Source organism: Methanocalculus taiwanensis (assembly GCF_024372745.1).
Classification (GTDB): domain Archaea; phylum Halobacteriota; class Methanomicrobia; order Methanomicrobiales; family Methanocorpusculaceae; genus Methanocalculus; species Methanocalculus taiwanensis.
Window position 1 is genome coordinate 49,222 of record NZ_VOTZ01000005.1, and the last position, 23,763, is coordinate 72,984.

General features: G+C 50.8%; 29 protein-coding genes. 17 read left to right on the forward strand and 12 right to left on the reverse strand.

What is annotated here, in order from left to right:
* The 5 genes from FTO68_RS03495 to FTO68_RS03515 are packed head-to-tail and all read left to right on the forward strand — an operon-like array spanning position 1 to position 2,593.
* On the forward strand, positions 1-294 hold the full coding sequence (locus FTO68_RS03495) for a 50S ribosomal protein L21e (RefSeq protein ID WP_255331987.1): 294 nt from the start codon (positions 1-3) through the stop codon (positions 292-294).
* Between the two features lie 23 nt (positions 295-317).
* Entirely contained in the window at positions 318-668 is a 351-nt protein-coding gene (locus FTO68_RS03500) for an RNA polymerase Rpb4 family protein (protein ID WP_255331988.1), read from the forward strand.
* Positions 669-679: 11 nt separating this feature from the next.
* Positions 680-1,240: a DUF655 domain-containing protein gene (locus FTO68_RS03505; protein WP_255331989.1), complete on the forward strand. Its 561-nt coding sequence runs from the start codon at positions 680-682 to the stop codon at positions 1,238-1,240.
* A complete protein-coding gene (rsmA, locus tag FTO68_RS03510; protein ID WP_255331990.1) occupies positions 1,237-2,010 on the forward strand; it encodes a 16S rRNA (adenine(1518)-N(6)/adenine(1519)-N(6))-dimethyltransferase RsmA in 774 nt (257 codons plus the stop codon). The genes FTO68_RS03505 and rsmA overlap by 4 nt, the downstream gene beginning before the upstream one ends.
* Positions 2,011-2,023: 13 nt before the next feature.
* Entirely contained in the window at positions 2,024-2,593 is a 570-nt protein-coding gene (locus FTO68_RS03515) for a HemK2/MTQ2 family protein methyltransferase (protein ID WP_255331991.1), read from the forward strand.
* On the opposite strand, the gene FTO68_RS03520 is transcribed toward FTO68_RS03515, so the two are convergent.
* Positions 2,588-3,181, reverse strand: coding sequence for a DUF2115 domain-containing protein (locus FTO68_RS03520; RefSeq protein WP_255331992.1), 594 nt, complete (start codon positions 3,179-3,181; stop codon positions 2,588-2,590). The two genes, FTO68_RS03515 and FTO68_RS03520, sit on opposite strands and share 6 nt — an antisense overlap.
* Before the next feature lie 133 nt (positions 3,182-3,314).
* Here FTO68_RS03520 and FTO68_RS03525 point away from each other — a divergent pair, with 133 nt between their 5' ends.
* From FTO68_RS03525 to FTO68_RS03540, 4 genes are all read left to right on the forward strand, one after another.
* Positions 3,315-4,523, forward strand: a complete 1,209-nt coding sequence (locus tag FTO68_RS03525) for an ATP-binding protein (RefSeq protein WP_255331993.1) — start codon at positions 3,315-3,317, stop codon at positions 4,521-4,523.
* Between the two features lie 153 nt (positions 4,524-4,676).
* The gene (locus FTO68_RS03530; RefSeq protein WP_255331994.1) at positions 4,677-5,933 is read left to right on the forward strand and encodes a 3-isopropylmalate dehydratase large subunit; all 1,257 of its coding nucleotides are present in this window, start codon (positions 4,677-4,679) and stop codon (positions 5,931-5,933) included.
* A gap of 3 nt (positions 5,934-5,936) precedes the next feature.
* A complete protein-coding gene (locus FTO68_RS03535; RefSeq protein ID WP_304364195.1) occupies positions 5,937-6,425 on the forward strand; it encodes a 3-isopropylmalate dehydratase small subunit in 489 nt (162 codons plus the stop codon).
* Positions 6,413-7,531 carry a 3-isopropylmalate dehydrogenase gene (locus tag FTO68_RS03540; protein ID WP_255332047.1) on the forward strand — a complete coding sequence of 373 codons (1,119 nt, stop codon included), beginning with the start codon at positions 6,413-6,415 and terminating at the stop codon, positions 7,529-7,531. The genes FTO68_RS03535 and FTO68_RS03540 overlap by 13 nt, the downstream gene beginning before the upstream one ends.
* Here the strand turns inward: FTO68_RS03540 and FTO68_RS03545 are convergent.
* From FTO68_RS03545 to FTO68_RS03560, 4 genes are all read right to left on the reverse strand, one after another.
* Positions 7,515-8,198: a PEGA domain-containing protein gene (locus FTO68_RS03545; protein ID WP_255331995.1), complete on the reverse strand. Its 684-nt coding sequence runs from the start codon at positions 8,196-8,198 to the stop codon at positions 7,515-7,517. The two genes, FTO68_RS03540 and FTO68_RS03545, sit on opposite strands and share 17 nt — an antisense overlap.
* A 24-nt stretch (positions 8,199-8,222) precedes the next feature.
* A complete protein-coding gene (locus FTO68_RS03550; RefSeq protein ID WP_255331996.1) occupies positions 8,223-9,839 on the reverse strand; it encodes an MBL fold metallo-hydrolase in 1,617 nt (538 codons plus the stop codon).
* A gap of 3 nt (positions 9,840-9,842) precedes the next feature.
* On the reverse strand, positions 9,843-10,181 hold the full coding sequence (locus tag FTO68_RS03555; RefSeq protein WP_255331997.1) for an STAS domain-containing protein: 339 nt from the start codon (positions 10,179-10,181) through the stop codon (positions 9,843-9,845).
* A gap of 83 nt (positions 10,182-10,264) precedes the next feature.
* The gene (locus FTO68_RS03560; protein WP_255331998.1) at positions 10,265-10,522 is read right to left on the reverse strand and encodes a zinc ribbon domain-containing protein; all 258 of its coding nucleotides are present in this window, start codon (positions 10,520-10,522) and stop codon (positions 10,265-10,267) included.
* 112 nt (positions 10,523-10,634) lie between these two features.
* Here FTO68_RS03560 and FTO68_RS03565 point away from each other — a divergent pair, with 112 nt between their 5' ends.
* The 3 genes from FTO68_RS03565 (at position 10,635) to FTO68_RS03575 (ending at position 12,752) form a co-directional block, all read left to right on the forward strand.
* Positions 10,635-11,087: a nitrogen regulation protein NR(II) gene (locus FTO68_RS03565; protein ID WP_255331999.1), complete on the forward strand. Its 453-nt coding sequence runs from the start codon at positions 10,635-10,637 to the stop codon at positions 11,085-11,087.
* 77 nt (positions 11,088-11,164) lie between these two features.
* A complete protein-coding gene (locus tag FTO68_RS03570) occupies positions 11,165-11,653 on the forward strand; it encodes an Hsp20/alpha crystallin family protein (RefSeq protein WP_255332000.1) in 489 nt (162 codons plus the stop codon).
* A 340-nt stretch (positions 11,654-11,993) separates the two neighbouring features.
* Positions 11,994-12,752, forward strand: a complete 759-nt coding sequence (locus tag FTO68_RS03575; protein ID WP_255332048.1) for a CBS domain-containing ParB/RepB/Spo0J family partition protein — start codon at positions 11,994-11,996, stop codon at positions 12,750-12,752.
* Between the two features lie 78 nt (positions 12,753-12,830).
* Here the strand turns inward: FTO68_RS03575 and FTO68_RS03580 are convergent, their stop codons facing one another.
* Positions 12,831-14,009: a nucleotidyltransferase family protein gene (locus FTO68_RS03580; protein ID WP_255332001.1), complete on the reverse strand. Its 1,179-nt coding sequence runs from the start codon at positions 14,007-14,009 to the stop codon at positions 12,831-12,833.
* Between the two features lie 87 nt (positions 14,010-14,096).
* Here FTO68_RS03580 and FTO68_RS03585 point away from each other — a divergent pair, with 87 nt between their 5' ends.
* Both FTO68_RS03585 and FTO68_RS03590 read left to right on the forward strand, forming a co-directional pair.
* Positions 14,097-14,582, forward strand: a complete 486-nt coding sequence (locus tag FTO68_RS03585; RefSeq protein ID WP_255332002.1) for a YkgJ family cysteine cluster protein — start codon at positions 14,097-14,099, stop codon at positions 14,580-14,582.
* Positions 14,575-14,841, forward strand: coding sequence for a hypothetical protein (locus FTO68_RS03590; RefSeq protein WP_255332003.1), 267 nt, complete (start codon positions 14,575-14,577; stop codon positions 14,839-14,841). Before FTO68_RS03585 ends, FTO68_RS03590 begins: the two co-directional genes overlap by 8 nt.
* A 7-nt stretch (positions 14,842-14,848) precedes the next feature.
* Here FTO68_RS03590 and FTO68_RS03595 read toward each other — a convergent pair whose 3' ends face one another.
* Together FTO68_RS03595 and FTO68_RS03600 are read right to left on the reverse strand one after the other, a co-directional pair.
* Positions 14,849-15,193 carry a type II secretion system protein E gene (locus FTO68_RS03595; RefSeq protein ID WP_255332004.1) on the reverse strand — a complete coding sequence of 115 codons (345 nt, stop codon included), beginning with the start codon at positions 15,191-15,193 and terminating at the stop codon, positions 14,849-14,851.
* A gap of 23 nt (positions 15,194-15,216) precedes the next feature.
* A complete protein-coding gene (locus tag FTO68_RS03600; RefSeq protein WP_255332005.1) occupies positions 15,217-16,683 on the reverse strand; it encodes a cobyric acid synthase in 1,467 nt (488 codons plus the stop codon).
* 121 nt (positions 16,684-16,804) lie between these two features.
* Between FTO68_RS03600 and yciH the strand changes: the two genes are divergently transcribed.
* Complete coding sequence (gene yciH / locus FTO68_RS03605) at positions 16,805-17,110, forward strand: stress response translation initiation inhibitor YciH (protein ID WP_255332006.1); 306 nt, start codon at positions 16,805-16,807, stop codon at positions 17,108-17,110.
* A gap of 54 nt (positions 17,111-17,164) precedes the next feature.
* On the opposite strand, the gene FTO68_RS03610 is transcribed toward yciH, so the two are convergent.
* The 4 genes from FTO68_RS03610 to FTO68_RS03625 are packed head-to-tail and all read right to left on the reverse strand — an operon-like array spanning position 17,165 to position 22,109.
* On the reverse strand, positions 17,165-18,148 hold the full coding sequence (locus tag FTO68_RS03610; RefSeq protein WP_255332007.1) for a type II secretion system F family protein: 984 nt from the start codon (positions 18,146-18,148) through the stop codon (positions 17,165-17,167).
* 1 nt (position 18,149) lies between these two features.
* The gene (locus FTO68_RS03615) at positions 18,150-19,073 is read right to left on the reverse strand and encodes a type II secretion system F family protein (protein WP_255332008.1); all 924 of its coding nucleotides are present in this window, start codon (positions 19,071-19,073) and stop codon (positions 18,150-18,152) included.
* Positions 19,060-21,486 carry a type II/IV secretion system ATPase subunit gene (locus tag FTO68_RS03620; RefSeq protein ID WP_255332009.1) on the reverse strand — a complete coding sequence of 809 codons (2,427 nt, stop codon included), beginning with the start codon at positions 21,484-21,486 and terminating at the stop codon, positions 19,060-19,062. Before FTO68_RS03620 ends, FTO68_RS03615 begins: the two co-directional genes overlap by 14 nt.
* A gap of 8 nt (positions 21,487-21,494) precedes the next feature.
* Entirely contained in the window at positions 21,495-22,109 is a 615-nt protein-coding gene (locus tag FTO68_RS03625) for a hypothetical protein (RefSeq protein WP_255332010.1), read from the reverse strand.
* 110 nt (positions 22,110-22,219) lie between these two features.
* Here FTO68_RS03625 and FTO68_RS03630 point away from each other — a divergent pair, with 110 nt between their 5' ends.
* Positions 22,220-23,002, forward strand: coding sequence for an A24 family peptidase C-terminal domain-containing protein (locus FTO68_RS03630; protein ID WP_255332011.1), 783 nt, complete (start codon positions 22,220-22,222; stop codon positions 23,000-23,002).
* Positions 23,003-23,010: 8 nt separating this feature from the next.
* Positions 23,011-23,364 carry a phosphoribosyl-AMP cyclohydrolase gene (gene hisI / locus FTO68_RS03635; protein WP_255332049.1) on the forward strand — a complete coding sequence of 118 codons (354 nt, stop codon included), beginning with the start codon at positions 23,011-23,013 and terminating at the stop codon, positions 23,362-23,364.
* The last annotated feature ends 399 nt before the right edge of the window (positions 23,365-23,763 follow it).

Below are 23,763 nucleotides of genomic sequence, written 5' to 3' on the forward strand. Positions count from 1 at the left end.
ATGGCACTACATAACGGTCCACGGAAAAAGACTCGATATAAGTTTAAGAAAGCACTCAGAGCACGTGGTCTCCCACCGGTCACCTCGGTTATTCAGGACTTCGACATTGGGCAGAAGGTACACATTGTTGTGGAGCCGAGCATCCAGAAAGGAATGCCCCACCGGAGATTCCATGGAAAAACAGCAACGGTCATCGGGTCACGGGGACGTGCCTGGGTCCTTGAGGTCCCTGATGGGAACGCGGTGAAGGTTGTCATCGCTAAACCACAACATCTAAAAGCACAGAAATATTAAATAGAGCATATCTGGTGATTGGCATGAAAGTAAAGGCATTTATTAGCGAAGAAAGGGTCACCCTTCCGGAGATCCGGGAGGATCTCCTCAGGATTGAGGCTGCACGGCTTGAGTCCGGGAAGGAGCTGTCTTACGAGCTGAGGAAGAGCATTGAACATGTCAACCACCTCTCAAAGCTCTCTCCTGATGCTTCAAGATCACTTCTTGATGCGCTGCTCGGTCTTGAGAAGATGAAGCCGGAGATCGCATATCGGATCGTAAACCTGATGCCACGGAATCGGGATGAACTTCGCGCTATCTATGCAAAAGAGCGGTTCACCCTGACTCCGGAAGAGCTGGATGCGATCCTCGATCTTGTTTCAGCTCAATTATAGGTGATATGAGCATGAGAGCGGAGAAGAAAGAGAGTCAAGCGCTAGCGATTGATGTACTTCAGCACGGGTATGCAGATGATCCCCGTCCTATCATCAAACGCGAACCTATTGTTCAGGCAATCGGCATTGATCAGTTCAAACTGCTTGAGATCATTCCTAAAATCTCTGATATCCAGATGCATGAATTGCTGTATATTGGAGATGGCGAACGGCCAAAGGTTGAGCGTGTGAAACGGAGGCTGAAATACAGTGAACTCACCGCGACTGCCAGGCTGGAACTGCCTTATGCAATCGAGCAGATCGTCAACCAGAACGAGGAACGTTTTGTTGAATTTTTTAATAAGTCCGTTCCGATCAGCCTGAAACTGCATATGCTCCATCTTCTTCCGGGTGTTGGGAAGAAGATCCTCACCGAGGTCCTTGAGGCCCGGCACAGAAAGCCGTTTAACAGCTTTGAGGATATTCGGACCCGTATAAAGGCGCTTCCACATCCAGAGCGGATGATCGTCGATCGGATCCTGGAAGAGCTGATGGATCAGGATATTAAATACCATCTCTTCACATCACGATGAGGGCACGGCACGATCAGCATTTTCTGACCGATAGAACAGCCATTCAGCGGATCGCAGATGCTGTTCCCATAACAGGAAAGCGTGTCCTTGAGATTGGCCCTGGAAAGGGGGTGCTCACACAGGCACTCCTCGAAAGGGGTGCAACCGTTATTGCAGTAGAGATTGATCCATTGCTTGTGGATCATCTTACCAACCGGTTTTCAGATGAGATCGAAGGGGGAAACCTGATCCTTATCCATGGCGATGCCACCCGGTGTGCCCTGCCGGATTTTGATATTGTGATCTCCAATCTTCCATACTCCGTTTCATCCCCGATCACCTTCCGCCTGCTCGAGATTGGTTTTGAGGTGGCAATACTGATGTACCAGTGGGAGTTTGCACGTAAGATGATGACCCCGGCAGGGAATCCCGATACAGGCCGGCTGTCTGTGATGGTGCAAACCTATGCGAAGGTGAAGCCGCTTCTGGAACTTCCGCCTGATGCCTTTTCCCCGCCCCCGGAGGTCTGGTCGATGGTGGTGAAGATCACACCCGCCGCTCCTCCTGTTTGGATTCTCGATCGGAAGGTGTATGCCGATCTTGTCCGTGTCCTCTTCTCCCAGAGGAGGAAGAAGATCAGGAATTGTTTAAAAAGTGCTGCCGGTATTTTTGGAAGAGAACAGATAGACTCCCTCATAGCATCCCTTGATGAGGAGATCCTCTCCCAGAGACCTGAAAATCTTACCTTCGAAGAGTTTACAGAACTTGCAAATGCACTCTCCCACGAATAATTCCGGTGTACGAATGCCCATTATACCTCCCCAGGTCTACTCCCCTGCCGAGGATACGGTTCTCCTTCTGAACGCAAGCCTCAGGATCGTCTCTCCCTCAGACCGCGTGCTTGAGATCGGAACCGGGAGCGGTGCGATCGCCGCCGCACTCATGGATTTTGGTGCAACGGTTGCTGCAACCGATATCAACCCCCTTGCCGCCTCATATGCCTATAGACGTGGTGTGCCGGTGATCAGGTGCAATCTCTTTGAAGGGATCCGCGGGTCGTTTGACCTGATCCTCTTCAATCCCCCGTACCTGCCCACAGCGCCGGACGAGCGGATCGATGACTGGCTCGAGTACGCACTTGACGGGGGAGAGGATGGCAGGGAGACGATTCGCCGATTTCTGGCAGCAGCCCCTGCATTTCTCTCCAGTAATGGGAAGATTCTCCTCCTGATATCTTCGCTCACCGGTATCCCCGAGGTCCTGGAACTCTTCGCTGATGCAGGGATGATTACGTTTGCCGTCGCAGAAGAATCCATAGAAGGCGAGAAGCTTGTTGTCCTCCTCGGTATGAAGGATCTCTGCCGGGCTTTATGATTGGTGTGCCGGGCAGAACCGGCAGAGGGCATACGGTACATCATCCTCCTTCTCCCTCACCGGGCAGCAGACGACACCCCCTTTCAGCTCCACCTTCATCCCTCCGGGGAATGGGGTGCCTATTGGGTGAGCGGATTCGAAGAGTATGAAGATGAGGAAGCAGGAGAGGAGGTAGTAGAGAAGCCTCCCCATCGGGGCCATATGGGCATCGCCGGATTGTCCGGGTGCGAGGCATGCTTCTTCCATCATCAGGCAGAAGGTTGTAAAGAGGGCGGGATCAGGGATCTCTCCGGGGAGCGTTTCGATTCTCCCTTCACGCTCCATCAGGAGAATCCGGTGATGCGTTCCGAATATCTGTTCCTGGGCAGATTGCTGGTATGCTTTCCGGTAGAGGGGTGGCAGTCTCTCGATTTCGCGTCTGAGGGCGGCTGCAATCTGCATCAGGTCATGGGGGGTGTAGCTTTTGATCTCTGTTGTGATCAGGCGGGCGAGGCGTGCTCTTGTCCCTCTGTTGCAGAGCGCAGAGGCAACCCTCCTGATCTCCTCTTCTGCCTCATCCGGGTTAAGGTCGAGCCGTGATCGTGCCATATCGTTCTGTTCACCTGACTATTCGAGGATTACTCACACTGTTGCATGCAGATTATACAATGGTATTGATGGGGATGGTTGCTTTCATTCGTAGAAGATTTTATATGGACAAATTGTAAATGTCATTTATAATATGTCCAACACCATTGAGCCCGCCACCCCCATGATCAGGCGGGCAGCAGAAGAGAAAGTCCGTGAACTAGCCCGTGGGTTTCCAGCAGTATCGGTGATCGGCCCCCGCCAGTCCGGTAAAACGACGCTTGTCCGAACTGTATTTCCGGATTTGCCCTATGTGCTGCTTGAAGATCCCGATACCCGTTCATTTGCAGAGGAGGATCCGCGGGGCTTCCTCTCACATTATGAAGAAACCGGGGCAATTCTTGATGAGGTGCAGCGGGTGCCAGAGCTCTTCTCCTACCTCCAGGGTGTCCTTGACAGGAATAGAAAGCCGGGCCAATTCATCCTGAGCGGTTCCCAGAACTTCCTGATGATGGAGAGGATCTCGCAGTCACTTGCCGGGAGGGTTGGGATCATCAAACTGCTCCCGCTCTCGATGCAGGAGCTTTCCGATGCCGGTATTGTACCCAAACGCTATGAGAACCTCCTCTATGATGGATTATTTCCCCGCCCCTACAGCAGCGAAATTCACCCCGGCGACTTCTATTCCTCATATATCCAGACGTATATCGAACGTGATCTCCGACTCCTGAAACAGGTGCAGAACCTCTCGACATTCCTGTCATTCATGAAGATGTGTGCGTATCGATCCGGGCAGGTGATCAACTACTCATCACTCGCAGATGACTGCGGTATCACCCATAACACGGCAAAAGAATGGCTCTCCCTTCTTGAGACATCGCTCCTCATCATCCTGGTACGCCCTCACCATAAGAACTTCAATAAACGGCTTGTCAAAAATCCAAAACTCTATTTCACTGATCCGGGACTTGCAGCCCATCTGGCAGGGATACAATCTGCTGAGGATATCCCCTACCATCCGTTGAAAGGCGGTCTCTTTGAGACTCTGATCATTACGGAATTGTTGAAATTCAGGCTGAACCGGGGCAGGGATTCCAGTCTTTACTATTGGCGGGATAAGCTTGGGCATGAGATCGACTGTATCATCGAATATGCCGGGCAGACGCCCATCCCTGTCGAGATCAAATCCGGAAGAACAGCAAGCGCCGATTATTTCAAGGAGATTGCCTACTGGAATACTCTCTCGGGAAATACGCCTGAACAATCATTTGTGGTCTATGGGGGGGATCAGGCGCAGCAGCGATCATATGGGCGTCTGATCAGCTATTCCGATCTGCATCCTCTCTTCAGATTCCTTGAGTAGATGGCTGTGTGAAGGGAATCTTCAGAAACTGTTCAGAAAGAAGATTCCCCTCTCCCCAGCACTTCATATAAAAGTCCCCTCTTCAGTGGGCAAATTCCTTCCTCCCCGGGCCATACAAACTATCCTATATTAAAAAGATCCATATGTATAGCTATGGCCAACGGAATGACTGTTGCTGAGAAGATATTCTCATCGAAGTGCGGCAGGACGATTAGAGCGGGTGATGTGGTCATGGCAGGAATTGACGCTGCGATGATCCATGATATCACCGGGCCCCTTGCCATCACCCAGTTTTGGGAGATGGGAGGGGAGCGTGTCTTTGATCCACAGAAGATTATTCTCCTCTTCGATCACCAGATTCCTGCCGACTCCATTCCGGCGGCAAAGAACCACGTGATGATGCGTGCGTTTGCTGAAGAGCAGGGTATCACAAACTATGATCTCCGCGAGGGAGTCTGCCATCAGGTTGCCGTTGAGAAGGGGCGTGTTGCCCCCGGCGACATCGTCGTTGGCAGCGATTCGCATACCTGCATGTATGGAGCGGTCGGGGCATTTGCAACCGGTATCGGCTCGACCGATATGGGTTTTGCCTTAAAATATGGTGCTCTCTACTTCCGGGTGCCGGAGACGATCCGGGTGGATGCTGTCGGGACATTTGGCAGGCGGGTTGGTCCAAAGGATCTGGTTCTTCGGATGGCCGGGGATATCGGGGCGGATGGCGCCACCTATCGGGCACTTGAATTCGGTGGATCGGCGTTTTCATCCATGCATATGGCAGGGCGGATGACAGTTTCCAATATGGCAATCGAGATGGGTGGCAAAGCCGGGATTGTCCCGCCGGATGCAGTCACGATGGAGTACCTGAAGGATCGGGGCTCGTTTGATCCTGTCGATATTGCTCCTGATTCTGATGCCACCTATCTTGAGAAACGGGGATATGATGTTACCACGCTATCCCCGCAGGTGGCAATACCGCATAATGTCGACAATGTTGCACCTGTCGAAGAGGTTGCCGGGCGGAAAGTCGACCAGGTCTTCATCGGCTCGTGCACAAACGGACGTTTTGAGGATATGAAGGAGGCAGCAGAGGTGCTCGGAGACGATACCTTCTCTGAGAAGCTGCGGGTGATCATCATCCCGGCATCCCGCGACGAATATCTTAAGACCCTCCGGGCAGGCTTAATCGAACGTTTTGTCGAGGCAGGAGCGCTTGTAGAAGCACCCTGTTGCGGACCATGTATGGGTGGAGCATTCGGGCTCCTTGCGCCGGGTGAGGTCTCGCTCTCCACCTCGAACCGGAACTTCCGTGGCAGGCAGGGCAGTACCGAGGCTGAGGTCTACCTCTGCTCACCGGCAACTGCCGCTGCAAGTGCACTGTATGGTGAGATCACCGATCCGAGGGAGGTGTAGTCGATGCGGGTCTGGAAGTTTGGAAATGATATTGATACCGACGCAATCATACCGGGCCGGTTTTTAACAATCTATGATGAGAAAGAGCTTGCAACCCATGCATTTGAGGGAACCCGTGACGAGTTCTCGCAAAAGGCAACAGATGGAGATATCATTGTTGCAGGCAGGAACTTTGGATGCGGCTCATCACGCGAGCACGCTCCGCTTGCGATCCGCGGTGCGGGTGTCCGGGTGATCATTGCAGAATCCTTTGCCAGGATCTTTTATAGAAATGCAATCAATACCGGCCTTCTGCCGGTGACATCGTCAGCAGCAAAAGAGATCCAGGATGGTGCAGTCATCTCTGTCGACACAGTGGAGGGCTATATAGAATCTGATGGGACGCGGTATCCAATTGACCCGGTTCCGGCATTTCTCCTTGAGATCATCAGGGCTGGCGGACTTGTTGAATATGCACGGGCACACCCGGAGGTTAAGACATGCACAGAATAGCGGCAATTGGAGGAGATGGAATCGGGCCTGAGATCATCAATGCAGGTAGATCTGTACTGAATGCAGCAGGCGAGAAATACAACTTTGATATCGAATGGGTTGATTTTGATATCGGGTCTGACCGGTACCTCAGAACCGGCGAGCTCCTCACAGAAGAGGACATTACGGGGCTTGAAGCCTGCGACTCGATCTTCTTCGGCGCGATTGGCGATGACCGTGTAAAGCCGGGTATTATTGAGAAAGGGATCCTCCTTGCGCTCCGGTTCCATTTTGACCAGTATATCAACCTTCGCCCGATCCAGCTCCTGCATGGTGTCCAGACGCCCTTAGCAAACAAGAAGCCTGAGGATATCGACTTTCTGGTTGTCCGGGAGAATACCGAGGATTTCTATGTCGGAATTGGCTCCCGGTTCAAGGGATCTGAGAAGACGAGCCTTGAAGTGATCAGGAACCTCTATTCCATCAAGTTCGGAGTCGATGTCGAGAGCGATGCCGAGGAGGTTGCATACCAGATAGGCTTGATCAGCCGTGAAGGTGCAGAGCGAGTGATCCGGTATGCCTTTGAGCGGGCAGCGGATCGGGGGAAGAAGTGTTCGTCTGTTGATAAGGCAAATGTCCTCTCTGATATCTACGGGCTCTGGCGTGAGGTCTATACCGAGGTATCAAAAGGATACCCCGATGTTGAAACTGAGTTTACCTTCGTAGATGCAGTGACGATGTGGTTTGTCAAGAATCCCGAATGGTTCGATGTCGTTGTCACCCCGAATATGTTTGGGGATATTGTCACCGATCTCGGTGCGATGATCCAGGGCGGCCTTGGGCTGGCACCTGGAGGAAACATAAATCCTGATGGGATCTCGATGTTCGAGCCGATCCACGGTTCTGCACCCAAATATAAGGGCATGAATATTGCAAATCCCCTGGCAACCATCTGGGCGGGATCACTCCTCCTGGACTCGCTTGGCGAGAGAGAGGCAGCAAATGCTGTCTTAAAAGGTATTGAGTCCTCAATTGTGGCAGGGTATGTCACAAAAGATATGGGTGGCTCCCAGTCAACGAGCAGTGTCGGCGACTGGATCGCAGACAAAATCAGGTCCGGCGAGTAATCAGAAGGCAGGCAACCCCGAGCAGGATGCCCGAGATCACAATGCCTGTGGATCCGGCACTCTGCTCCGGTGCTGTCGGGAGTGGTGCGGCAGGAACCTGGGTTGCCTGAGCTGGAACCTGTACTGGTGCTGCTCCCGTGGGAATCAGTGCCGCTGTTACACCGCTTGTCTTTCCTGACTCAACTGAAACGAGCTCGGAATAAGACTGGTATCCCTCTTTTTGAAGATTGATCAGGTGAAGACCGAGATCTGCCCGTGAGATGATATAGGATCCTGCGTCATCTGTTGTGCCGACGAAGTTCTGGTTCTGAAAAACACTGGTGCCTGGATCTGAGTTGATGACAATACTGCCGTAATCGTTGAATTGTGTTTCGCCCCGTGCCATAACTGCATGCACACTGACCGTCTCCTGGGGCATGATGTAGGCAACTCCGTTCCAGTTCCGATAACTGCCGGCTTTTTTCAGCTGGAATCTTATCATGCCTGCACGTAGATCAGTGACGGTGAGCGGCGTATATCCACGAAAGACATTGGTGATATATACTTCAGCACCATCCGGCTCTGAGGTGATCTGAATCGTTCCGGTAGGCTCTGCTGCGGCAGGAGGGATACAGAGGGCAAGACAGAGAAGCCCTCCAATAATCAGGATAGATGTCAGGATCTGCATAGCATGCTATACTCGTCCGGTGATCTAGATAATTGTTCGTCCGGCAGGGTATGCGACAGTGATCCCGTCATCGATCCTGCGGACAGTACCCCCGGAGAGTGCGAAGGCTCTTCTGAGGTACCTCATCTGCCCATCCTCAAAAATTTCTTCTCCGGTAGAAATAGTGATTGTTACAGTCTCTTCATCTGTTTTGCTGATCATTAGTGCCATCTTATCGGCGCCATACGCAGCACACCTTGTGATCAGGGTATGGGCAGCCCGTTCAAACCTGACAGGGTCCATGATCGCGGCGATTGGCTCTGCCCCAGCGCAAACGATGATCGAGTCCTCGTTCACAACCCGCACCCTCCCCATCCTGAGGGCAAGTGCGGCAGTGAAATCCTCCATGGATATAGTCTCAAGGACCTGATCGGTACTGCGGGGATCAAGCGAATCTGAAACAGTACGGCAGATTTCGGTTGTATTACAGTCTTTAAGCGTTGCAATAGGTCTGAATCCACGGAATAGAGTCATATAATCGTTTATCAGCTCATCGAGATGGTCGAGGAGCCAGGGCTCGATTACTGCACCCAGCCCTCCCCGATCGATGAGCCGTTCGAGTTTTCCTGCGATATTAGCGGCGTTCAATGCAAGCAGGATATGCTGATGGGCACCCCTACGGTATTCCTCAGCAAAACTGTTATATCTGGCAAGCAGGTCATCGACTGCCGCTGAATCGATTACAGATGAGATCTTTCCGGCAGAATCCCCCTCCTCCAGCTCCTCCAGCATATGAGATACAAACGTGATCCTGCCCGAGATGATGGTGAGGGTCTCATCGATCTCCGCCATCAAATCCTCGGCAAAGAGTGCGGTCTCTTTCATCCTCTCGGGTGTCTGGGTCTCGATCCCGTTTAGTTCCTCTACCTGCTTTGAAACGAGATCAATACTCCTGATGGCATCCACAGCCGGGATCGGGTTCCCATGGCCAGAGTAGCAGACTGTTATATTCTCGCCAGCAATCATCTGTTTAAGCCCATTCAGGGAATGAAGCAGATCATTACGCGAATAACCGATTATCCCTGCAATACCAGGGGATCCTGCAAAGAGCGTATCCCCGATGAAGAGGCTTGTTCCGATCCTGTAGCATATACTCTCCGGGCTGTGTCCCGGCGTATGATAGGCGGTGATCTCAAGATTACCTGAGCATGGTATCGTCTCTTCAAAAAGGCCGTATCTTCCAGCTTCCTGATTCCCTGTGAAGAGGGGGTTGCCAATGAGTGTCGGAGATAACCTCTTACCGAGGATTTTTGCCTGGGTCACTCCATAATCTTCTGTTTTCAGGGCTTCGAAGCCGGATACATGCGAGTAGGCGAGGTCTGCAAACGATGAGAGAACAGGATGGCTGACGAGCGAATGGCAGTGATCCATATGGGTGTGAGTCAGCAGTATGCTGGTTAACTGCCGGCTCCCGGGGAGATCCGAGATGACAGAGAGTATTGTATCTGCCTGCCCCGGGATGGCACCAGGATCGATCAGGATAAGGTCGTCCTCTGATCCGATGAGATAGGAGTTTGATGAGAGGATATCGATCTTCCTGATCAACGGATAGAAGGAAAATTCTCCTCCCCCGGCAAAACGGATCCATTCCCGAGCCTGCATATCTCACCGGAGATGCTCAATTGCATCGCCAACGGTCTTTTCGATGGTGAAAATTGATGTAAATCCGGTCAGCCGGAATATCTTCTCGACATCAGTTCTGAGTCCGCAGAGGATCAAATGGCGGCCAGATCCCTTCATTTCTTTCTCAATAATGAGCAGTGCGCGGAGCCCCCCACTGCTGATATATTCAAGACCGGAACAGTTCACAATCACATTCCCCTCCTGCTCTCCGGTAAATGATCTGAGTATATTCTCTACTTCAGGTGCAGTTTTCGAATCTATTCTTCCGGAAACATCTGCAAACCTGACCCCCTGGCTATCTGCTATTGTAATCTCCATCATTATTATCCACGCTCTTTATCTGATAGGAGTTGGGAGGTAAAAATGTTATATTCTTTTGTCTGTGACCTGACATATTCCCACGGCTAAAACACGTGGGGCTCTGACGTTGCCTGGCATTCTTCAAGCATTGCGTCGAGGGGTATCAGTGCTCCCATCGTATACATCTCTTTCTGTACATAATCAACCATGCTTTTTTGACGGAGTTCGATATTGAATGCTGCATTCAGATCAGCATGGTCAACGTGCCCGCAGACCGGACACGTAAACTCCTTTCCTCGCCGTTGACCTCTCACACTATATCTGGAACAATTATGCGATTTATATGCCGGATCATATCGCATACACGCAGTGCTGCAGTTTCTGAACGCTTGATCCGGCCAATCGCTTTGGGATTATCGGTTATCTCCATCCGGGCTATCATCAGGTTTCCGGTAATTTACAGTGAGAATATTAGTGAACTCACATGCCCTCTTCATGAAGCGTTTTGGCATTTTGGGATACAGGCTCCATGCACTCCTTTCACTTGAAACCGGCATTCTCTTCCTGAATAAAGATGGCAGGGTGCTCTTTAGTAATCCCTCTGCTGAGTATCTCACCGCCCTCTCACATAATGAGGCATTCTTTTTGCATATCGATGACATTATGGATTGTAAACCAGTGGTATCAATGATGGATGAAGAATTCTCGATCTGGGATTGTATCACCCGGAATACCATGATAGATCTGATTGGAACCTGCACTGATCTGACCATTCGGATTGCGGGCGGGAGAAAACAGGACATCCGTCTTCAGGCAATCAGGAAGAGGGATTACCGTGGAGTGATCATCGGCTATGTCCTCAAACTTGATGAGCTGGTCAATCTGCCTGCAAGGGCTGATAAAAAGGCTCAGGCGGGGATGGTATGATGATAGAAAATTATATATTGTACAAATCCCTAACGAAAGGTTAGCCACACGTTGTGTGGCATAGGAGGAATGAGACTATGGTATGGGAAAGACGAAGATATCCATTTGGATCGATCGGACAGGAGATCGATGAGATGATGGCAGAGATGGAGGCACGTTTCCAGGATGTCTTCTCGGGAAGCCGCAACCTCCTGCCCGAATCAGGCGGTGGGGTTGCCGATCGCTTCATGCCTGCCATCCGTGGCGATTTCAGGGTTGATGTCAGCGACCACGAAGATGAAGTCGTCATCGTAGCAGATCTCCCGGGATTTGAGAAGGAAGGTGTCAGTGTCCAGCTCTATGATCCACGGACACTTGAGATCTCAACCCGGCAGAGCACTGAGAAGAAGGATGAGCGTGAGAACTATTATATGAGGGAGAGGATGTATGGATCGATGCGCCGGATGGTCCGCCTCCCGGTCGATGTCACAGAAGACGGTGCTCAGGCCACCTTTAAAAACGGCGTGCTTGAAGTGCACCTGAAGAAGACCGAGGCGCCTTCAGTGCGTGCGATTCAGATCGAATAGAAAGTGTTGCGCAGAAACATCACACAGATCATTACATGACTATACATGAAATACAACTCCTCTGCTATGTAATGCCCGGTAGAGCAACCAGTCCTCTACCTGCACCGCTTCACAGTATCTGCGCCCCCGCAGTCTGTTGCATGGGGAAGGATTGATACATTCTTCCCCCGGCTGCGGGAATGGGTGATCTGATATACCCTGTTGATCAGATATATACATAAATCTCATGAACAATGCAGGTTTTTCTCTCTGCAGGGAAGATATCTTCATTCTAACGACTATCCGATGGTGATTTGTGGAAAAGAGCGTGCCATTAGACAAGAAAAAGGTCCGTGACTACATGACCTACGATGTCGTCTCTGTGAAGGCAGACGGCATGATAAAGGATGTGATCGATCATATCCGATCGACCCAGCATGACGGTTTCCCTGTCCTTCGCGGGAATAAGGTTGTTGGCTATATCTCAGCTCGCGATATAATTGGAGTGCATCCATCGGTTAGGATCGAGCAGATCATGTCCCGCCACTTAATCGTTGCAGATCCCGATATGCCCATAACTGATGCTGCCCGTGTAATCTTCCGATCAGGTATTCAGAAGCTTCCTGTTGTCAATGAGAAGAATGAACTTGTCGGGATCATCTCGAATGCCGATGTGATCAGATCCCAGATTGAGCATGTCTCTCCAGGGAAAGTCTACAACTTCATGTCGACCCTGAAAAAACTCTATGGGATCGAACCAGCTCTTGAGCGGGGCAATGTGCCGGTTGACAGGCTGAGGCCAACACAGGGGAAGATCTACCAGGACGAACTTGAAGGCCGGATGTACGAGATCAAAAAAGGGCTTGCAGAACCGGTTATTGTCGTGAAACGATCCGGGAGATGGATCATGGTCGATGGCCACCACCGTGCCATTGCAGCAAAGCGTCTTGGCATCAAAAACCTCGATGCCTATATCATTGTCATTAATGATGACATTAAGCTGGGGCTCGAACGGACCGCAGAGAGCATGAACCTCCACTCACTTGATGATATCCAGGTGATGGACTACGCACGCCATCCTCTCGTTGCAATCACACACCGTCTGGTTCCACACGACTGAACCACTCACATTTTTTGATATCTTCTTCTTGTGTCGAAGACCTTGATGAGGTGGTTCTGCCTGAAATCTACCCTGAGGCTATGATCCATCCCATGTCGTGTCAAATGAATCATTAAGGACATACTCTTTCACCACTTCACCATCCGGAATCGATACTTCGGGCCAGAGCCTGGTGCGCGAATGGATGACGACATCATCTCCAAGGTTTGCACGGGGTCCAATCACAGTATCATGCTCGATCGAACAGTTTCCTCCTATGGAAACGTCATTGTCGATGATGCTCCCACTGACAGTGGAGCCTGCCCCGATTGCAACGCCCGAATAGAGCGAGGAGGAGAAGATCTTTGCCCTGCTTCTGATGCAGCAATCATCCCCGATGGATGTATAGGGGCCGATTATAACATCCTCTCCGATAGCCACCCCCTTTCCTATGGAAACCGGCCCAATGACGCGGGAACGTGCACCGAGAGTGATCGAATCACCAAACCTGACAGGGCCGGTTATCTGGGCGTCGGTAACACTCAGGTTTCCCTGTATCGTCGTGATTCCGACATCATTCAGTTTCCATCTCTCAGCCTGGCGGAGCATAGACGGGGATCCGACATCTGTCCAGTTACCTCTGGCAAGCCATCCTTTCAATTGATATCCTCTCTTCATCAGGTCGGGAAAGAGATTGCGGGCAAAATCATATTTGGTTTTTTCAGGGATATAATCAAAAATCTCGGGATTGCAGACATACATTCCGGTACTGGCAAGGTTTGAGAAGACTTCTCCGGGCCCAGGCTTCTCTTTGAACCGCTGGATGGTGAAGGTGGCATCAAGTTCGGCGATCCCATACTCACAGGGATCATCGATACCGATGAGCCCGATAGATGCGATCGCATTCATTTTTTTATGTTCCCGATAAAATTCAAGGAGGTTAATATCGGTGACATGGTCCCCCCCGACGACAAGGAAAGGCATCCCGTCGAGATATTCCTGTGCATTTTTCACTGATCCTGCTGTACCCAGTTTTGTCTTTTCCTCGACATAGTTGATCTCTGCGGAGAAGAGCGATCCGTCGCCAAGTGAATCTTTGATCTTATCCCCAAGATAACCGATCGTTATGACTATATCGGTGAATCCGAGATTAGCGAGGTGCATCACAAGATGCTGGATGGAGGGGATTCCTCCTATTGGTATACAGGGCTTTGGCCGCTCAAATGTCAGCGGACGGAGGCGTGTCCCCTCACCCCCGCACATGATGCAGACTTTCATGGTAAGGATATATAACCCGGTATCAATTAAATGAGTTTGATCTGCTCCCCGGATACCCTTATCACTCATCAGCAAAAGAGTGAATGTATGGGTTCTGAGTTCACCTGTACCTTCTGCGGCAGATGCTGCAATGGTTTTGGGCGGTATATTACGATTAACCAGAAGATCGGAGGGGCATACTCCGTAACGCTCTCCCTCACAAAAGAATCTTTCATGGCTGTGCTTGATCCGGGCAGATCCACGCTTTTTGCAGATACTTCATACCAGAACGAGCATCCTCATGCCTGTCCGTTCCTCAGGAGAGAAGACGAAGATAGAGTCATTTGCACCATCTACCGGTCACGCCCACGTTTCTGCCGGGACTATATCTGTTGTACCGGGAAAGTGATGCGGGAAGATGCCCTCTGCGGCGAGATGAAAGGGAGGCGCGATCTCAAAACCGATGATCCGGCCCTTCAGGATGATTGGATTGGCCTGAAGGAGCGGTACGGGGGTGTGCCCGATTTGGAATGGAAGAAGGAGGTCAGCAAGGCGTTGGCCGCATCAGGATACGAGGTGGTCTTCTATGGGTGAGGAGGGGATGCGGATCCTGGAGGTTCACAATAGCACAGTGCCCTGCCTCCCCGGAAAGCCGGTGACCCTTGATCGGTGCCGTTTCTGCGCCCATTCGCGTTACTTTGAGGTACATGGCAGGCGGATGCCCTCACCTGCACGGGCATACTGCTCACGGAGTGGGGCAACAGATGAGGTTGATCTGAAGTCAGTCACACGGGTCTGGTGCGATGATATGGTGAGTGAAGGCTACCGGAGTATCATGTCGATTATCAGCTGATCCAGAATCAGAGCCCCTTCCAGAACTCCCACCATCTCCGGGTCTCCTGTGGCGCAGGCTGCTGATTATTCTGCCATTTCAGATCGAGGATATGGTGTACTACCCGGATCTCCTTCTTCAGATCCTTGACAGCATCTGTGAGGCTCTCCAGTGAGCGATTGATCACCTTCACCTCCTCAAAGCTCCTCTCCCGCAGAACCGGAACAAAGGATCTGTCTTCGGCATATTTTTCTATGCCCGCTTCGATGAGTCTTAGAATCGCTTCGTTCCTTTCAATCCTCTTTTCCTGTGCAAACTGTTCAATCTGGTGTGCCAGATCGTTCTCAAGGGTAAATGAGATCCGTATACTCATGCTCTACCTCCCAAATCTGATTTTCACGTATTTTTTGTTCTCTCCGATATAACGGGCCGTGCGAGTGAGACGAGCGTATCCATATCAATATGCGCCTCAAGGTGTCTGGCAAGGTGATCGTAGGGATCGACACATTTCTGTTCCGTATAGGAAAGCCCTTTCTTTCCGTACAGGTACCTGAGGAGGGCATTCACTGCGTTTTCGTTCTGGAAGAGCCCGTGCAGGTATGTCCCAAAGACAAGCCCGTCATCCGAGGCTGCTCCTTCCCCTGAAAACGCCTCCAGACCGCCTGTTCTGAACGAATCCCCCATATGAATCTCATATCCGCTCACCTCACCGATAGCAGACAGTATCGGCCCGACCGGTTCTGCTGTACGTGTGACTCTGATCGTTGTTTTCCTGTACTCGGAGAACCTGGTATCAACAGGTAATAGGCCGATTCCTTCATAGACCGCATCATGATCTGATTCGATCCCCTGATCATGAATCATCCTGCCAAGCATCTGGTACCCTCCGCAGATCCCAATCACCACCACTCCCCTCTTCTGCGCTTCAAGGATCTCATCAACTGTGCCTGTTCTCCTGAGATGAAGAAGATCTTCGACAGTATTCTTTGTACCCGGTATGATGATGCAGTCATAGGGTGCAAGCGGATCGCCTGGCCGTACATAGCTTACTGCTGCGGATCGTTCAAGGCTTTCAAAATCGGTGAAGTTCGATATCCGGGGGAGATGAATGATCCCGATTGTAATCGGGGAGGAAGATGCGCGTTTATCGGAGAGGGAGAGTGAATCTTCACTCGGAAGGCCGAGATCGGTGTATGGCACAACCCCAAGAACCGGAACCGAGCAGATCTCTTCGATCATATTGATCCCTGATGCAAAGATCTCAGGATCGCCCCTGAATTTGTTGATGATCACACCGGCAACATGGACTTTGACTTTCGGCGGTAGGAGGGCAATGGTACCATATAGCTGGGCAAAGACCCCTCCCCGCTCGATATCTGCAACAAGTATGATTGGTATTTCAAGCCTCTCTGCAAGGCGGATATTGGCGATGTCACGGTCATAGAGGTTCAGCTCCGCCGCCCCGCCTGCCCCTTCGCAGATGACACAACCAGTCTCAGCAAAAAGACGTTCATATGCTGAAACAGCCACTTCAAGGAGCGCATCAGTTTCCTTGTAGTAATCCCGAATCGGGAGATCGCGGTATGGCTTCCCAAGGACAATGACCTGTGAGATGCTGTCAGCTTTTGGTTTCAGCAGAATCGGGTTCATTTCAGCGGCAGGTTCACGGAAGGCGGCAATTGCCTGCATCGCCTGGGCGATTCCAATTTCACTGCCGTCTGTTGTAATATATGAGTTCAGGCTCATATTCTGCGCTTTAAAGGGTGCGACTGTATATCCGCGATTGAAGAGCGCACGGCATATTCCGGCTACAGTGACACTTTTTCCTACATGGGAGGCGGTTCCAAGCACCAGAAGCGACATGGTTCATACGTACTCTCTTCATGGAGATAAAAATGGGCATTATGATCTGACCTGTCCATGAAGTTTCTCTTTGCCACTCAACCACATACAATAAATAGAGATGAACGTCCAGTACTGGTTAATGAACAGTGGCATCTGCCCAAAATGTGGACTTCCCCAGGAACTGTGTATCTGTGAGGAGGTCGCCAAGGAACAGCAGAGAATTCAGGTAAAGATCAACCGGCGACGGTATGGAAAAGAGGTGACCGTTGTTGATGGCCTTGATCCCTATGAGATTGATCTCGAGGATCTCTCAAAGTTCCTAAAGAGCAAACTGGCTTGCGGAGGAACCGTAAAAGGAAATACCATCGAGCTGCAGGGAAACCATCGTGACAGAGTAAAAGACCTGCTCTCGCAAAAGGGGTATAAAATTGACAATATAAATTAATGCCTCCAGCAAAATCAACTCAATTCGATCTCTTTCATTTTTTTATTGAATGCCTTAGATGGCGAACCGGAAGACTATCCAGCCGATGAGGACCATCATAGCAGAGAACTTCAATCCCGCAAGTGCCCTCCCCTCGCCCATCTGGCCGGCAACCAGCCCGGAGAAGAATCCCTGCAAAATGACCGCATGGGAGAAGATCCTTTTATAAAAATCGATATTTATTGATGCCATAAAGCCTGCACCGGCTCCGGATGCCTCTGCTGCCTCGCCTGCTTCTGCCATTGTACCGAGGAATGTACTGGTCAGGATGCCTATGACGAACATATAGACGAAGAAGGAGATGATGATGATAACGATATAAATGAACATATTGTTCAGCCGATCCGTCTTGAGCGAGACAAATTCGTAGGTGTCGATGGCTGCTGCACGGAGGACATTTGAGATATCACCTCCAGCCCTGCTCGCTTTTGCAATCAGATCGACACTCCGCGTTGCCAGTGGGGTGCGTATCCTCTCGCCAAACCGGAGCATCGCCGGAACAAACGGGACACTCCATGACATCTCCTGGTCAAGGCGACGTATATGGGGTGTCAGCGCCCCATATTCTGCGCGTGCGACAAGTGCCACGGCACCGGGTAGTGTCATCCCGGATTCATTCATACCTGCCAGATCTCTGAAAAAGTTTGGGAGTGCCGATTCAAGACTTCTCTGTCGCCGGTCAAAGAAGAAATCCAGGAGGGCAAGTGGGGTGATGATCAGCAGCGTGGTAATGATCAGTATATCGTCGATTATGGTTGTTCCAAGCACAAAATCCAGGCCGAACTGGCGGTATACGATAACAAACCAGATACAAGCGATGGTGAGCGAGATCGGGACTGTCAGGTAGAGGGAATGGAGAGGGTTATGAATAAGTGACTGGACAGGATGCTGTAAAAAACCCCAAAACCCCTTTTCCCTCTTATTTCGCCTCTTAATCTGCTCATGAATTATTGTATCGGGATTCTTCTCAGGCTCCGATGATTTCGCTCTCCACCTCATCTTACACCTCCGGAGTCATGGAATCGATCATTACGAGGAACATGATGCTCCCAAACGGCATGATCAGGTAGATGATCACATAGAGGAAGATCGGATCGCCCCCCCCGGATAACATAGACATTACCGATTGAAGAATGACCAGAAACAGTGTCCCTGCAACAAGGGCTGTCACATAGGATTCAGAGATCAGGCCGAGCGTATCAAGGAATGCCTTCTGCTGCTGGCGGTTCTCGATTGCATATTGATTTGCTTTCAGTTTGAAGTACTCAGTCAGGTTGCTACCGCTCGAAATGGCTCCCATAGCGCCCTGCAGAAATTCTTTCAGCCGGTCACTGGGGGTGATCGTCGAGACGACCCTCAGGGCATCGATGAGATCACGGCCAAATACATCAATCTCACGGGCTATGTAGCGGGCTTCTGAGGCGCTCTCGCCATAGACAGGAGATTCCCCAAGCAGGCGGAAGATCTCCGCAGGAGTGATCCCGGCTGTGGACATTGCGGTGATATAATTGATCGCATGCGGGAGGCTGGTATCGATCTTCCTCTTCCGCTCGCCTGCCATAATCGAGGGATATATCAGGAAGAAGAAGTAGGTCGATCCCCCAATGAGCAGCAGTGAAAAGAATGTGATTGCAATCGTCCCGGCGATCAGGAGAAGATCCGCATACTGGTATATGATGACAGGGAGTGATCCGCTGTAGGTGATCAGATGAGGTATCTGCAAGATATAGCTGATGATTCCAGCAATGGCACCGCCAAGGATACCTGCAATCAGCGCCGTGATGATTGCTGTTGCAAGGTATGCCTCGAACGGAATCTTGTTTCTGGACGCGATAAGGTTCCCATGCAGCTCGGTGTAACTCTCTTTTTTATTCCTCATCCTCTCCCCGAGGAGGTTGAAACAGAAGAGTTCATAGCTGTTCATAGAGTTCCTTTCGTACCCGTATAATCACATCGTCAGGATTTCTGAAGTAATCCATCAGGATGGCAGAAACCTCATGGTAATGCCGTATCTTTCGTATCCGCATCCATTCAAGCACCTCCTGCCTCCGTTTGAGTTCTTCCTGAATCCGGGTATCATCCCAGCCCCTCTCCTCCATGATATCCTCAAGGATATAGGATTTCCCAAGATACGATATCTCGTCGGTGGATGGTTTCCACCGGAATACTTCATTTGTAATTAGTTCATTTGTCCTTGGATCGATATCAAGAATCTCGATTATCTGCTTGTTTCTCCTGATCCTTTGCCCGCCGACCCTCGCCTGCACCTGGATCGAGACGAGGTTTAATGCGGATAACATGTTCCGGGGAACATTCATCGGTGGGTTCTCGAGGCGGTGCACCACACTTGCCACCGAGTCCGCGTGTATTGTTGAATAGGTAATATGGCCGGTGCTCATCGCCTGGAAGAGCGTCAGGGCTTCCCGCCCACGAACCTCGCCGACAAGGAGGTATTCCGGCCGCTGGCGGAGCGCCGCCCTGAGCAGTTCATAGAGATCGATCTCACCACGCCCCCCGGTATCAAATGAATCGCGGGTGACACTAGGAATCCAGTTTGCATGGGGCAGTTTCAGTTCACGGGTGTCTTCGAGTGTGATGATCTTTGCAAGCGGAGGCATGAAGAGTGAGATTGCGTTTAAGGAGGTGGTCTTTCCGGATGCCGTTCCTCCTGCAAAGAGGCAGGATTTTCCGCTCTCGACTGCAAGCCAGAGAAATGCTATCGAGAGGGGTGAGAAGGTCTTCCACTCGATCAGATCTGTTGGGGTGATTGGCTCCTCACGGAACTTCCGTATGGTGAATGTCGATCCATGTGCGGTCACCTCGGTCCCAAGGGTCATCTGGATACGGGATCCGTCAGACATTGTGGCGTCAAGGATCGGCTCAGCAATCGAGATATATTTTCCTGCCCTCTGGGCAAGTTTTGTGACAAATGAATCGAGATCAGCAGAATCGGTATAGCAGAGCGTCGTCTTCATCGATTCGTACCTGGTATGATAGACGAAGATTGGTGTATTCAGGCCGTCGCATGAGATATCCTCAATGAAGGGATCATGCATAATGGCATCGATCAACCCGTCTCCAATAAACTCGCAATCCATCCGATAGAGTATCTTCTCCTCTTCTACAGGGCTGAGGTGGATATCATAATCTTCAATTATTTTGCGGCTGGCTTCACGGAGGAGGCTTTGGGTTTCTTCGCGGGAGAGACCGCGCGTACTGATATCCAGGCTCTCAAAGAGGCGGTGTTTGATCTCGGTGTAGAGCTCCTCCTCACCTTTTGTTATGGGGGGTTCAATCACCTGGTACGTGTACTCATGGGAGATCACATCGTAGAGGATGCGAATATACGCATAGGGGGGATGAACAGGATAGGTCTCAACCTCCTCAATACCCGCTGTTGGTATGAAACCAAGATCGACCAGCGACCCGTGTATGGCGGGATCATAGTCCTCCCGCAAACGTTTCTTTGGAGAGAGTCTTTGCAGGATGGAAGTGTTCTTTTTGCTTGCATCGAATCCGGCGTCTTCTCTCTGTTTGACTGATGGTTCCGTCCGGTTCCCTGCTGCAATCGTTGGAGATGCAGTTGTGATCACCACATCCTGGAGGGGGATGGGATGAGGGGGTTTATGATGCAGATCTTCTCTATCGATTGGGAGGGGCTGCTTATCACCCTCAAACCCCGGACTTCTGTAAGGGAGGGGCTCTGTATCATAAGGGTGATCCCGCTTCTCTCCATCTTCGTGGGTAGAAGCAAACAGCTCTTCAACGAGCTCTTCCAGACTGTCGTTATCCTCCGGGATATCATTGTGTGCTGTCTCTCTATTCGGCCCGGAAAAGAACGGGAAAAAGCGATCACGTATTGTACCGGATTTAATGACGGGATGAGTGGCATACGGTTCGCTGTCCCTCTCATAGCCATACGGCACTTCTTTCAAAGAAGCAGGTCCGGATTTCTTCTCTTCCTGGGGAAGGTGGTATATTTCTTCCCTGTCGGAGGTGCCCTCGTCTCCAATCAGAGGAATCTTCTTTTCAGAAGCTGGCTTCTTCTTTCTCCGAAGGTATGAAAAGATTCCTCTCCTCTCCGGATTATTTTTTGTCTTAATTGGGAACTGATCGTGTGGTTGGGAATCTGGTATGGATACAGGGCTTCCTTCATCAGGCTGCCAGGGAGTGACGGGATGTTCATCCTGAAGAACAGGTGTGGCAGATCCTTTTCCTTCTGTGGAAGCCGCCATCCCGGTTTGGGATCCCTGAGGTATGCCTTTTGTCTCCTGCATTTCTGCGGATGAATCCGGCTTCTTCTTTCTCTTCCAGAATGGGAAGATACGGTCCCGCATCCTCTTCCTCATCCTCCGGCTCCATCAATTGATAATGGGATCTCCATATCTCCCCCGGGATATGATATGGTTGTAGTAGAAACCAGCCTGATACCCTCCCGCAGGCGGCATTCATACTCCCCTTTCAGAAGGCGGAATGAAGCCCTCCCATGCTGATCAAGTGCATCGGTTGCACATATACGACCTTCGTTCCAGAGCTCGATCCTGAGTCCTGGCTTTATAGCTGTGCCACCTTTTACTATGATGGTGACCACTCCGATGCCCGGCTGCCCTGTTCCGGTTATGCTGCTCTTTTGGTCTTTTACCGATGCGTGGGCGAGCAAGCGTTCCGGATGGTAGATCCGCGCACGGGCAGCACGTTTTATTGCCTCCTCTTCAGAGAGGGGGAAAGCAAAATACCCTGGTGCAACCGGAAGCCTCAGTACTGCCACATCACCGTAGATTGTGCCGGCGGAATCGGCATATTCGGCGCCGGCAGGCTCTCCCCGGACAAAGATAAGTGATGCCAGCTGGCTGTTTCCTGCCCGATACCCGATGGTTCCGGAGAAATTCTCCTCTATTGCCGTTTGGATACAGTCTGCCAGTGATCCCGATCTGCTCTCTTTCTTTTTGACCTCAGGCATCTCTCCTGCTCCTCCTGTTCCGGCACCGATGTCTCTGGTTGGATTGTTTTTATTACCATGAGAATCTATGCCATGCCATATATAATCTATCAGCCAGAATAGTTCTTGTAATGATACCATATCTGGCCATCCCCTTTCTTGCGGTGGCATTGACATTTCTGTACGGATCTCTGCTGGATATCCGTGATCGCCGGGTTCCATTCCGGACATGGTACCCCATGATCCTTGTATCGGTCCCATTTACGGGTTATCTCTACTACCTTCTTTTTATGGGGGATATCTCATGGTTTTTGATCGTAGTTCTTATTACCCTGGTCTTCTGCGGTGTGATGTATGCAATTGCATACTTTGGCCTTTTTGGTGGTGCAGATGCATGGGGGCTGATCTTTATTGCCCTTCTCATTCCGCTTTTCCCATTTGAACCGCTTATTGGATATCCTCCTGTTCCGATCTTTGCATTCAGCGTCCTCACCAATGCGCTGATTTTAAACCTCTTCATACCGTTCTTCCTCTTCATCTATAATACCCTCAAAGGAAACCGGGCACCTATATTATATCGCTTTATCGGATTTCCGGTACATTCAGACGATCTCCGATCTGTTTTTGGGTTTATCATCGAGGATTTTGAAGAGACAACAGATGGTTTGCAGCGCAGGTTTATCCCGCTTACAGAGGCGATCAGCAGAATGGCAAAGGATGATCGTATCTATACACGGGATCTCCGTGAACACCCGGAGGAGTTCCAAAAGGAGCTTACACTGTATTCGAAGGCTGGTTCCGTCTGGATATCATATGGGGTTCCATTTTTCATCCCGATCACAGCCGGACTTATTATTTCATGCCTCATCGGCGACATACTCTTTACCCTTATGACGGCGTTTATGGGGGTGTGACTGGCTTGATTGAACTCATATTTCAGGATGGGCTGATCCCTGTGGTTGTGCAGGATGCAGAGACACGCGAGGTGCTGATGGTTGCATGGGCAGATAAAGCGGCTGTCTCCCTGACGCTTGAGACCGGCTATGCCCACTACTACAGCAGGAGCAGGAGGAAAATCTGGAAGAAAGGGGAGGAGAGTGGGCATCTCCAGCATGTCATCCAGATCAGGACAGACTGTGATGCAGATACCCTCCTCTATCTCGTCTCACAATCCGGGGCTGCATGCCATATGGGATACCGCTCCTGCTTCTACAGGTCGCTTGATGGAACGATCCTCTTCGATCGCATGATTGATCCAAAGACTGTGTACATATAATATCTCCTTCTCCCTCTTCAGGAAGCCTTCCTGAGCCCTCTGGTTTTGGGATCGTTTTTCCGGGTGGGTTGCGATCTGCTGATGAGGTTTTTTAGGCAACAAAATTGTTGGATCTGAATACTTCTCTGCCTTTCAGGTTCCGAGTCTTTTCCTGCCGGTACGATGCGCATGATGTTTATATTCTAGTATCTCTTACGCTATTGCGTAACAGAAAATAGAATAGCAGAGTCTGACTTGGATCCCGGGTCAGACGTATACGATATTAGCGGTGATCCGGGGTCTTCCATATCGGAACGTATATGAATAATGGCACATATCGGGGCGATAAAATACAAAAAAGGCTGATTATTGCCGGTAATGGTAATGGTAGGCCTATTTTCTCTCCGATATCCATAACCG

Bases quoted from the DNA above. Each gene is read 5' to 3' on its own strand.
- FTO68_RS03495 (WP_255331987.1), top strand. From the start codon at position 1: ATGGCACTACATAACGGTCCACGGAAAAAGACTCGATATAAGTTTAAG.
- FTO68_RS03500 (WP_255331988.1), top strand. From the start codon at position 318: ATGAAAGTAAAGGCATTTATTAGCGAAGAAAGGGTCACCCTTCCGGAG.
- FTO68_RS03505 (WP_255331989.1), top strand. From the start codon at position 680: ATGAGAGCGGAGAAGAAAGAGAGTCAAGCGCTAGCGATTGATGTACTT.
- rsmA (WP_255331990.1), top strand. From the start codon at position 1,237: ATGAGGGCACGGCACGATCAGCATTTTCTGACCGATAGAACAGCCATT.
- FTO68_RS03515 (WP_255331991.1), top strand. From the start codon at position 2,024: ATGCCCATTATACCTCCCCAGGTCTACTCCCCTGCCGAGGATACGGTT.
- FTO68_RS03520 (WP_255331992.1), bottom strand. From the start codon at position 3,181: ATGGCACGATCACGGCTCGACCTTAACCCGGATGAGGCAGAAGAGGAG.
- FTO68_RS03525 (WP_255331993.1), top strand. From the start codon at position 3,315: ATGTCCAACACCATTGAGCCCGCCACCCCCATGATCAGGCGGGCAGCA.
- FTO68_RS03530 (WP_255331994.1), top strand. From the start codon at position 4,677: ATGGCCAACGGAATGACTGTTGCTGAGAAGATATTCTCATCGAAGTGC.
- FTO68_RS03535 (WP_304364195.1), top strand. From the start codon at position 5,937: ATGCGGGTCTGGAAGTTTGGAAATGATATTGATACCGACGCAATCATA.
- FTO68_RS03540 (WP_255332047.1), top strand. From the start codon at position 6,413: ATGCACAGAATAGCGGCAATTGGAGGAGATGGAATCGGGCCTGAGATC.
- FTO68_RS03545 (WP_255331995.1), bottom strand. From the start codon at position 8,198: ATGCAGATCCTGACATCTATCCTGATTATTGGAGGGCTTCTCTGTCTT.
- FTO68_RS03550 (WP_255331996.1), bottom strand. From the start codon at position 9,839: ATGCAGGCTCGGGAATGGATCCGTTTTGCCGGGGGAGGAGAATTTTCC.
- FTO68_RS03555 (WP_255331997.1), bottom strand. From the start codon at position 10,181: ATGATGGAGATTACAATAGCAGATAGCCAGGGGGTCAGGTTTGCAGAT.
- FTO68_RS03560 (WP_255331998.1), bottom strand. From the start codon at position 10,522: ATGCGATATGATCCGGCATATAAATCGCATAATTGTTCCAGATATAGT.
- FTO68_RS03570 (WP_255332000.1), top strand. From the start codon at position 11,165: ATGGTATGGGAAAGACGAAGATATCCATTTGGATCGATCGGACAGGAG.
- FTO68_RS03575 (WP_255332048.1), top strand. From the start codon at position 11,994: ATGACCTACGATGTCGTCTCTGTGAAGGCAGACGGCATGATAAAGGAT.
- FTO68_RS03580 (WP_255332001.1), bottom strand. From the start codon at position 14,009: ATGAAAGTCTGCATCATGTGCGGGGGTGAGGGGACACGCCTCCGTCCG.
- FTO68_RS03585 (WP_255332002.1), top strand. From the start codon at position 14,097: ATGGGTTCTGAGTTCACCTGTACCTTCTGCGGCAGATGCTGCAATGGT.
- FTO68_RS03590 (WP_255332003.1), top strand. From the start codon at position 14,575: ATGGGTGAGGAGGGGATGCGGATCCTGGAGGTTCACAATAGCACAGTG.
- FTO68_RS03595 (WP_255332004.1), bottom strand. From the start codon at position 15,193: ATGAGTATACGGATCTCATTTACCCTTGAGAACGATCTGGCACACCAG.
- FTO68_RS03600 (WP_255332005.1), bottom strand. From the start codon at position 16,683: ATGTCGCTTCTGGTGCTTGGAACCGCCTCCCATGTAGGAAAAAGTGTC.
- yciH (WP_255332006.1), top strand. From the start codon at position 16,805: ATGAACAGTGGCATCTGCCCAAAATGTGGACTTCCCCAGGAACTGTGT.
- FTO68_RS03610 (WP_255332007.1), bottom strand. From the start codon at position 18,148: ATGAGGTGGAGAGCGAAATCATCGGAGCCTGAGAAGAATCCCGATACA.
- FTO68_RS03615 (WP_255332008.1), bottom strand. From the start codon at position 19,073: ATGAACAGCTATGAACTCTTCTGTTTCAACCTCCTCGGGGAGAGGATG.
- FTO68_RS03620 (WP_255332009.1), bottom strand. From the start codon at position 21,486: ATGCGGGACCGTATCTTCCCATTCTGGAAGAGAAAGAAGAAGCCGGAT.
- FTO68_RS03625 (WP_255332010.1), bottom strand. From the start codon at position 22,109: ATGCCTGAGGTCAAAAAGAAAGAGAGCAGATCGGGATCACTGGCAGAC.
- FTO68_RS03630 (WP_255332011.1), top strand. From the start codon at position 22,220: ATGATACCATATCTGGCCATCCCCTTTCTTGCGGTGGCATTGACATTT.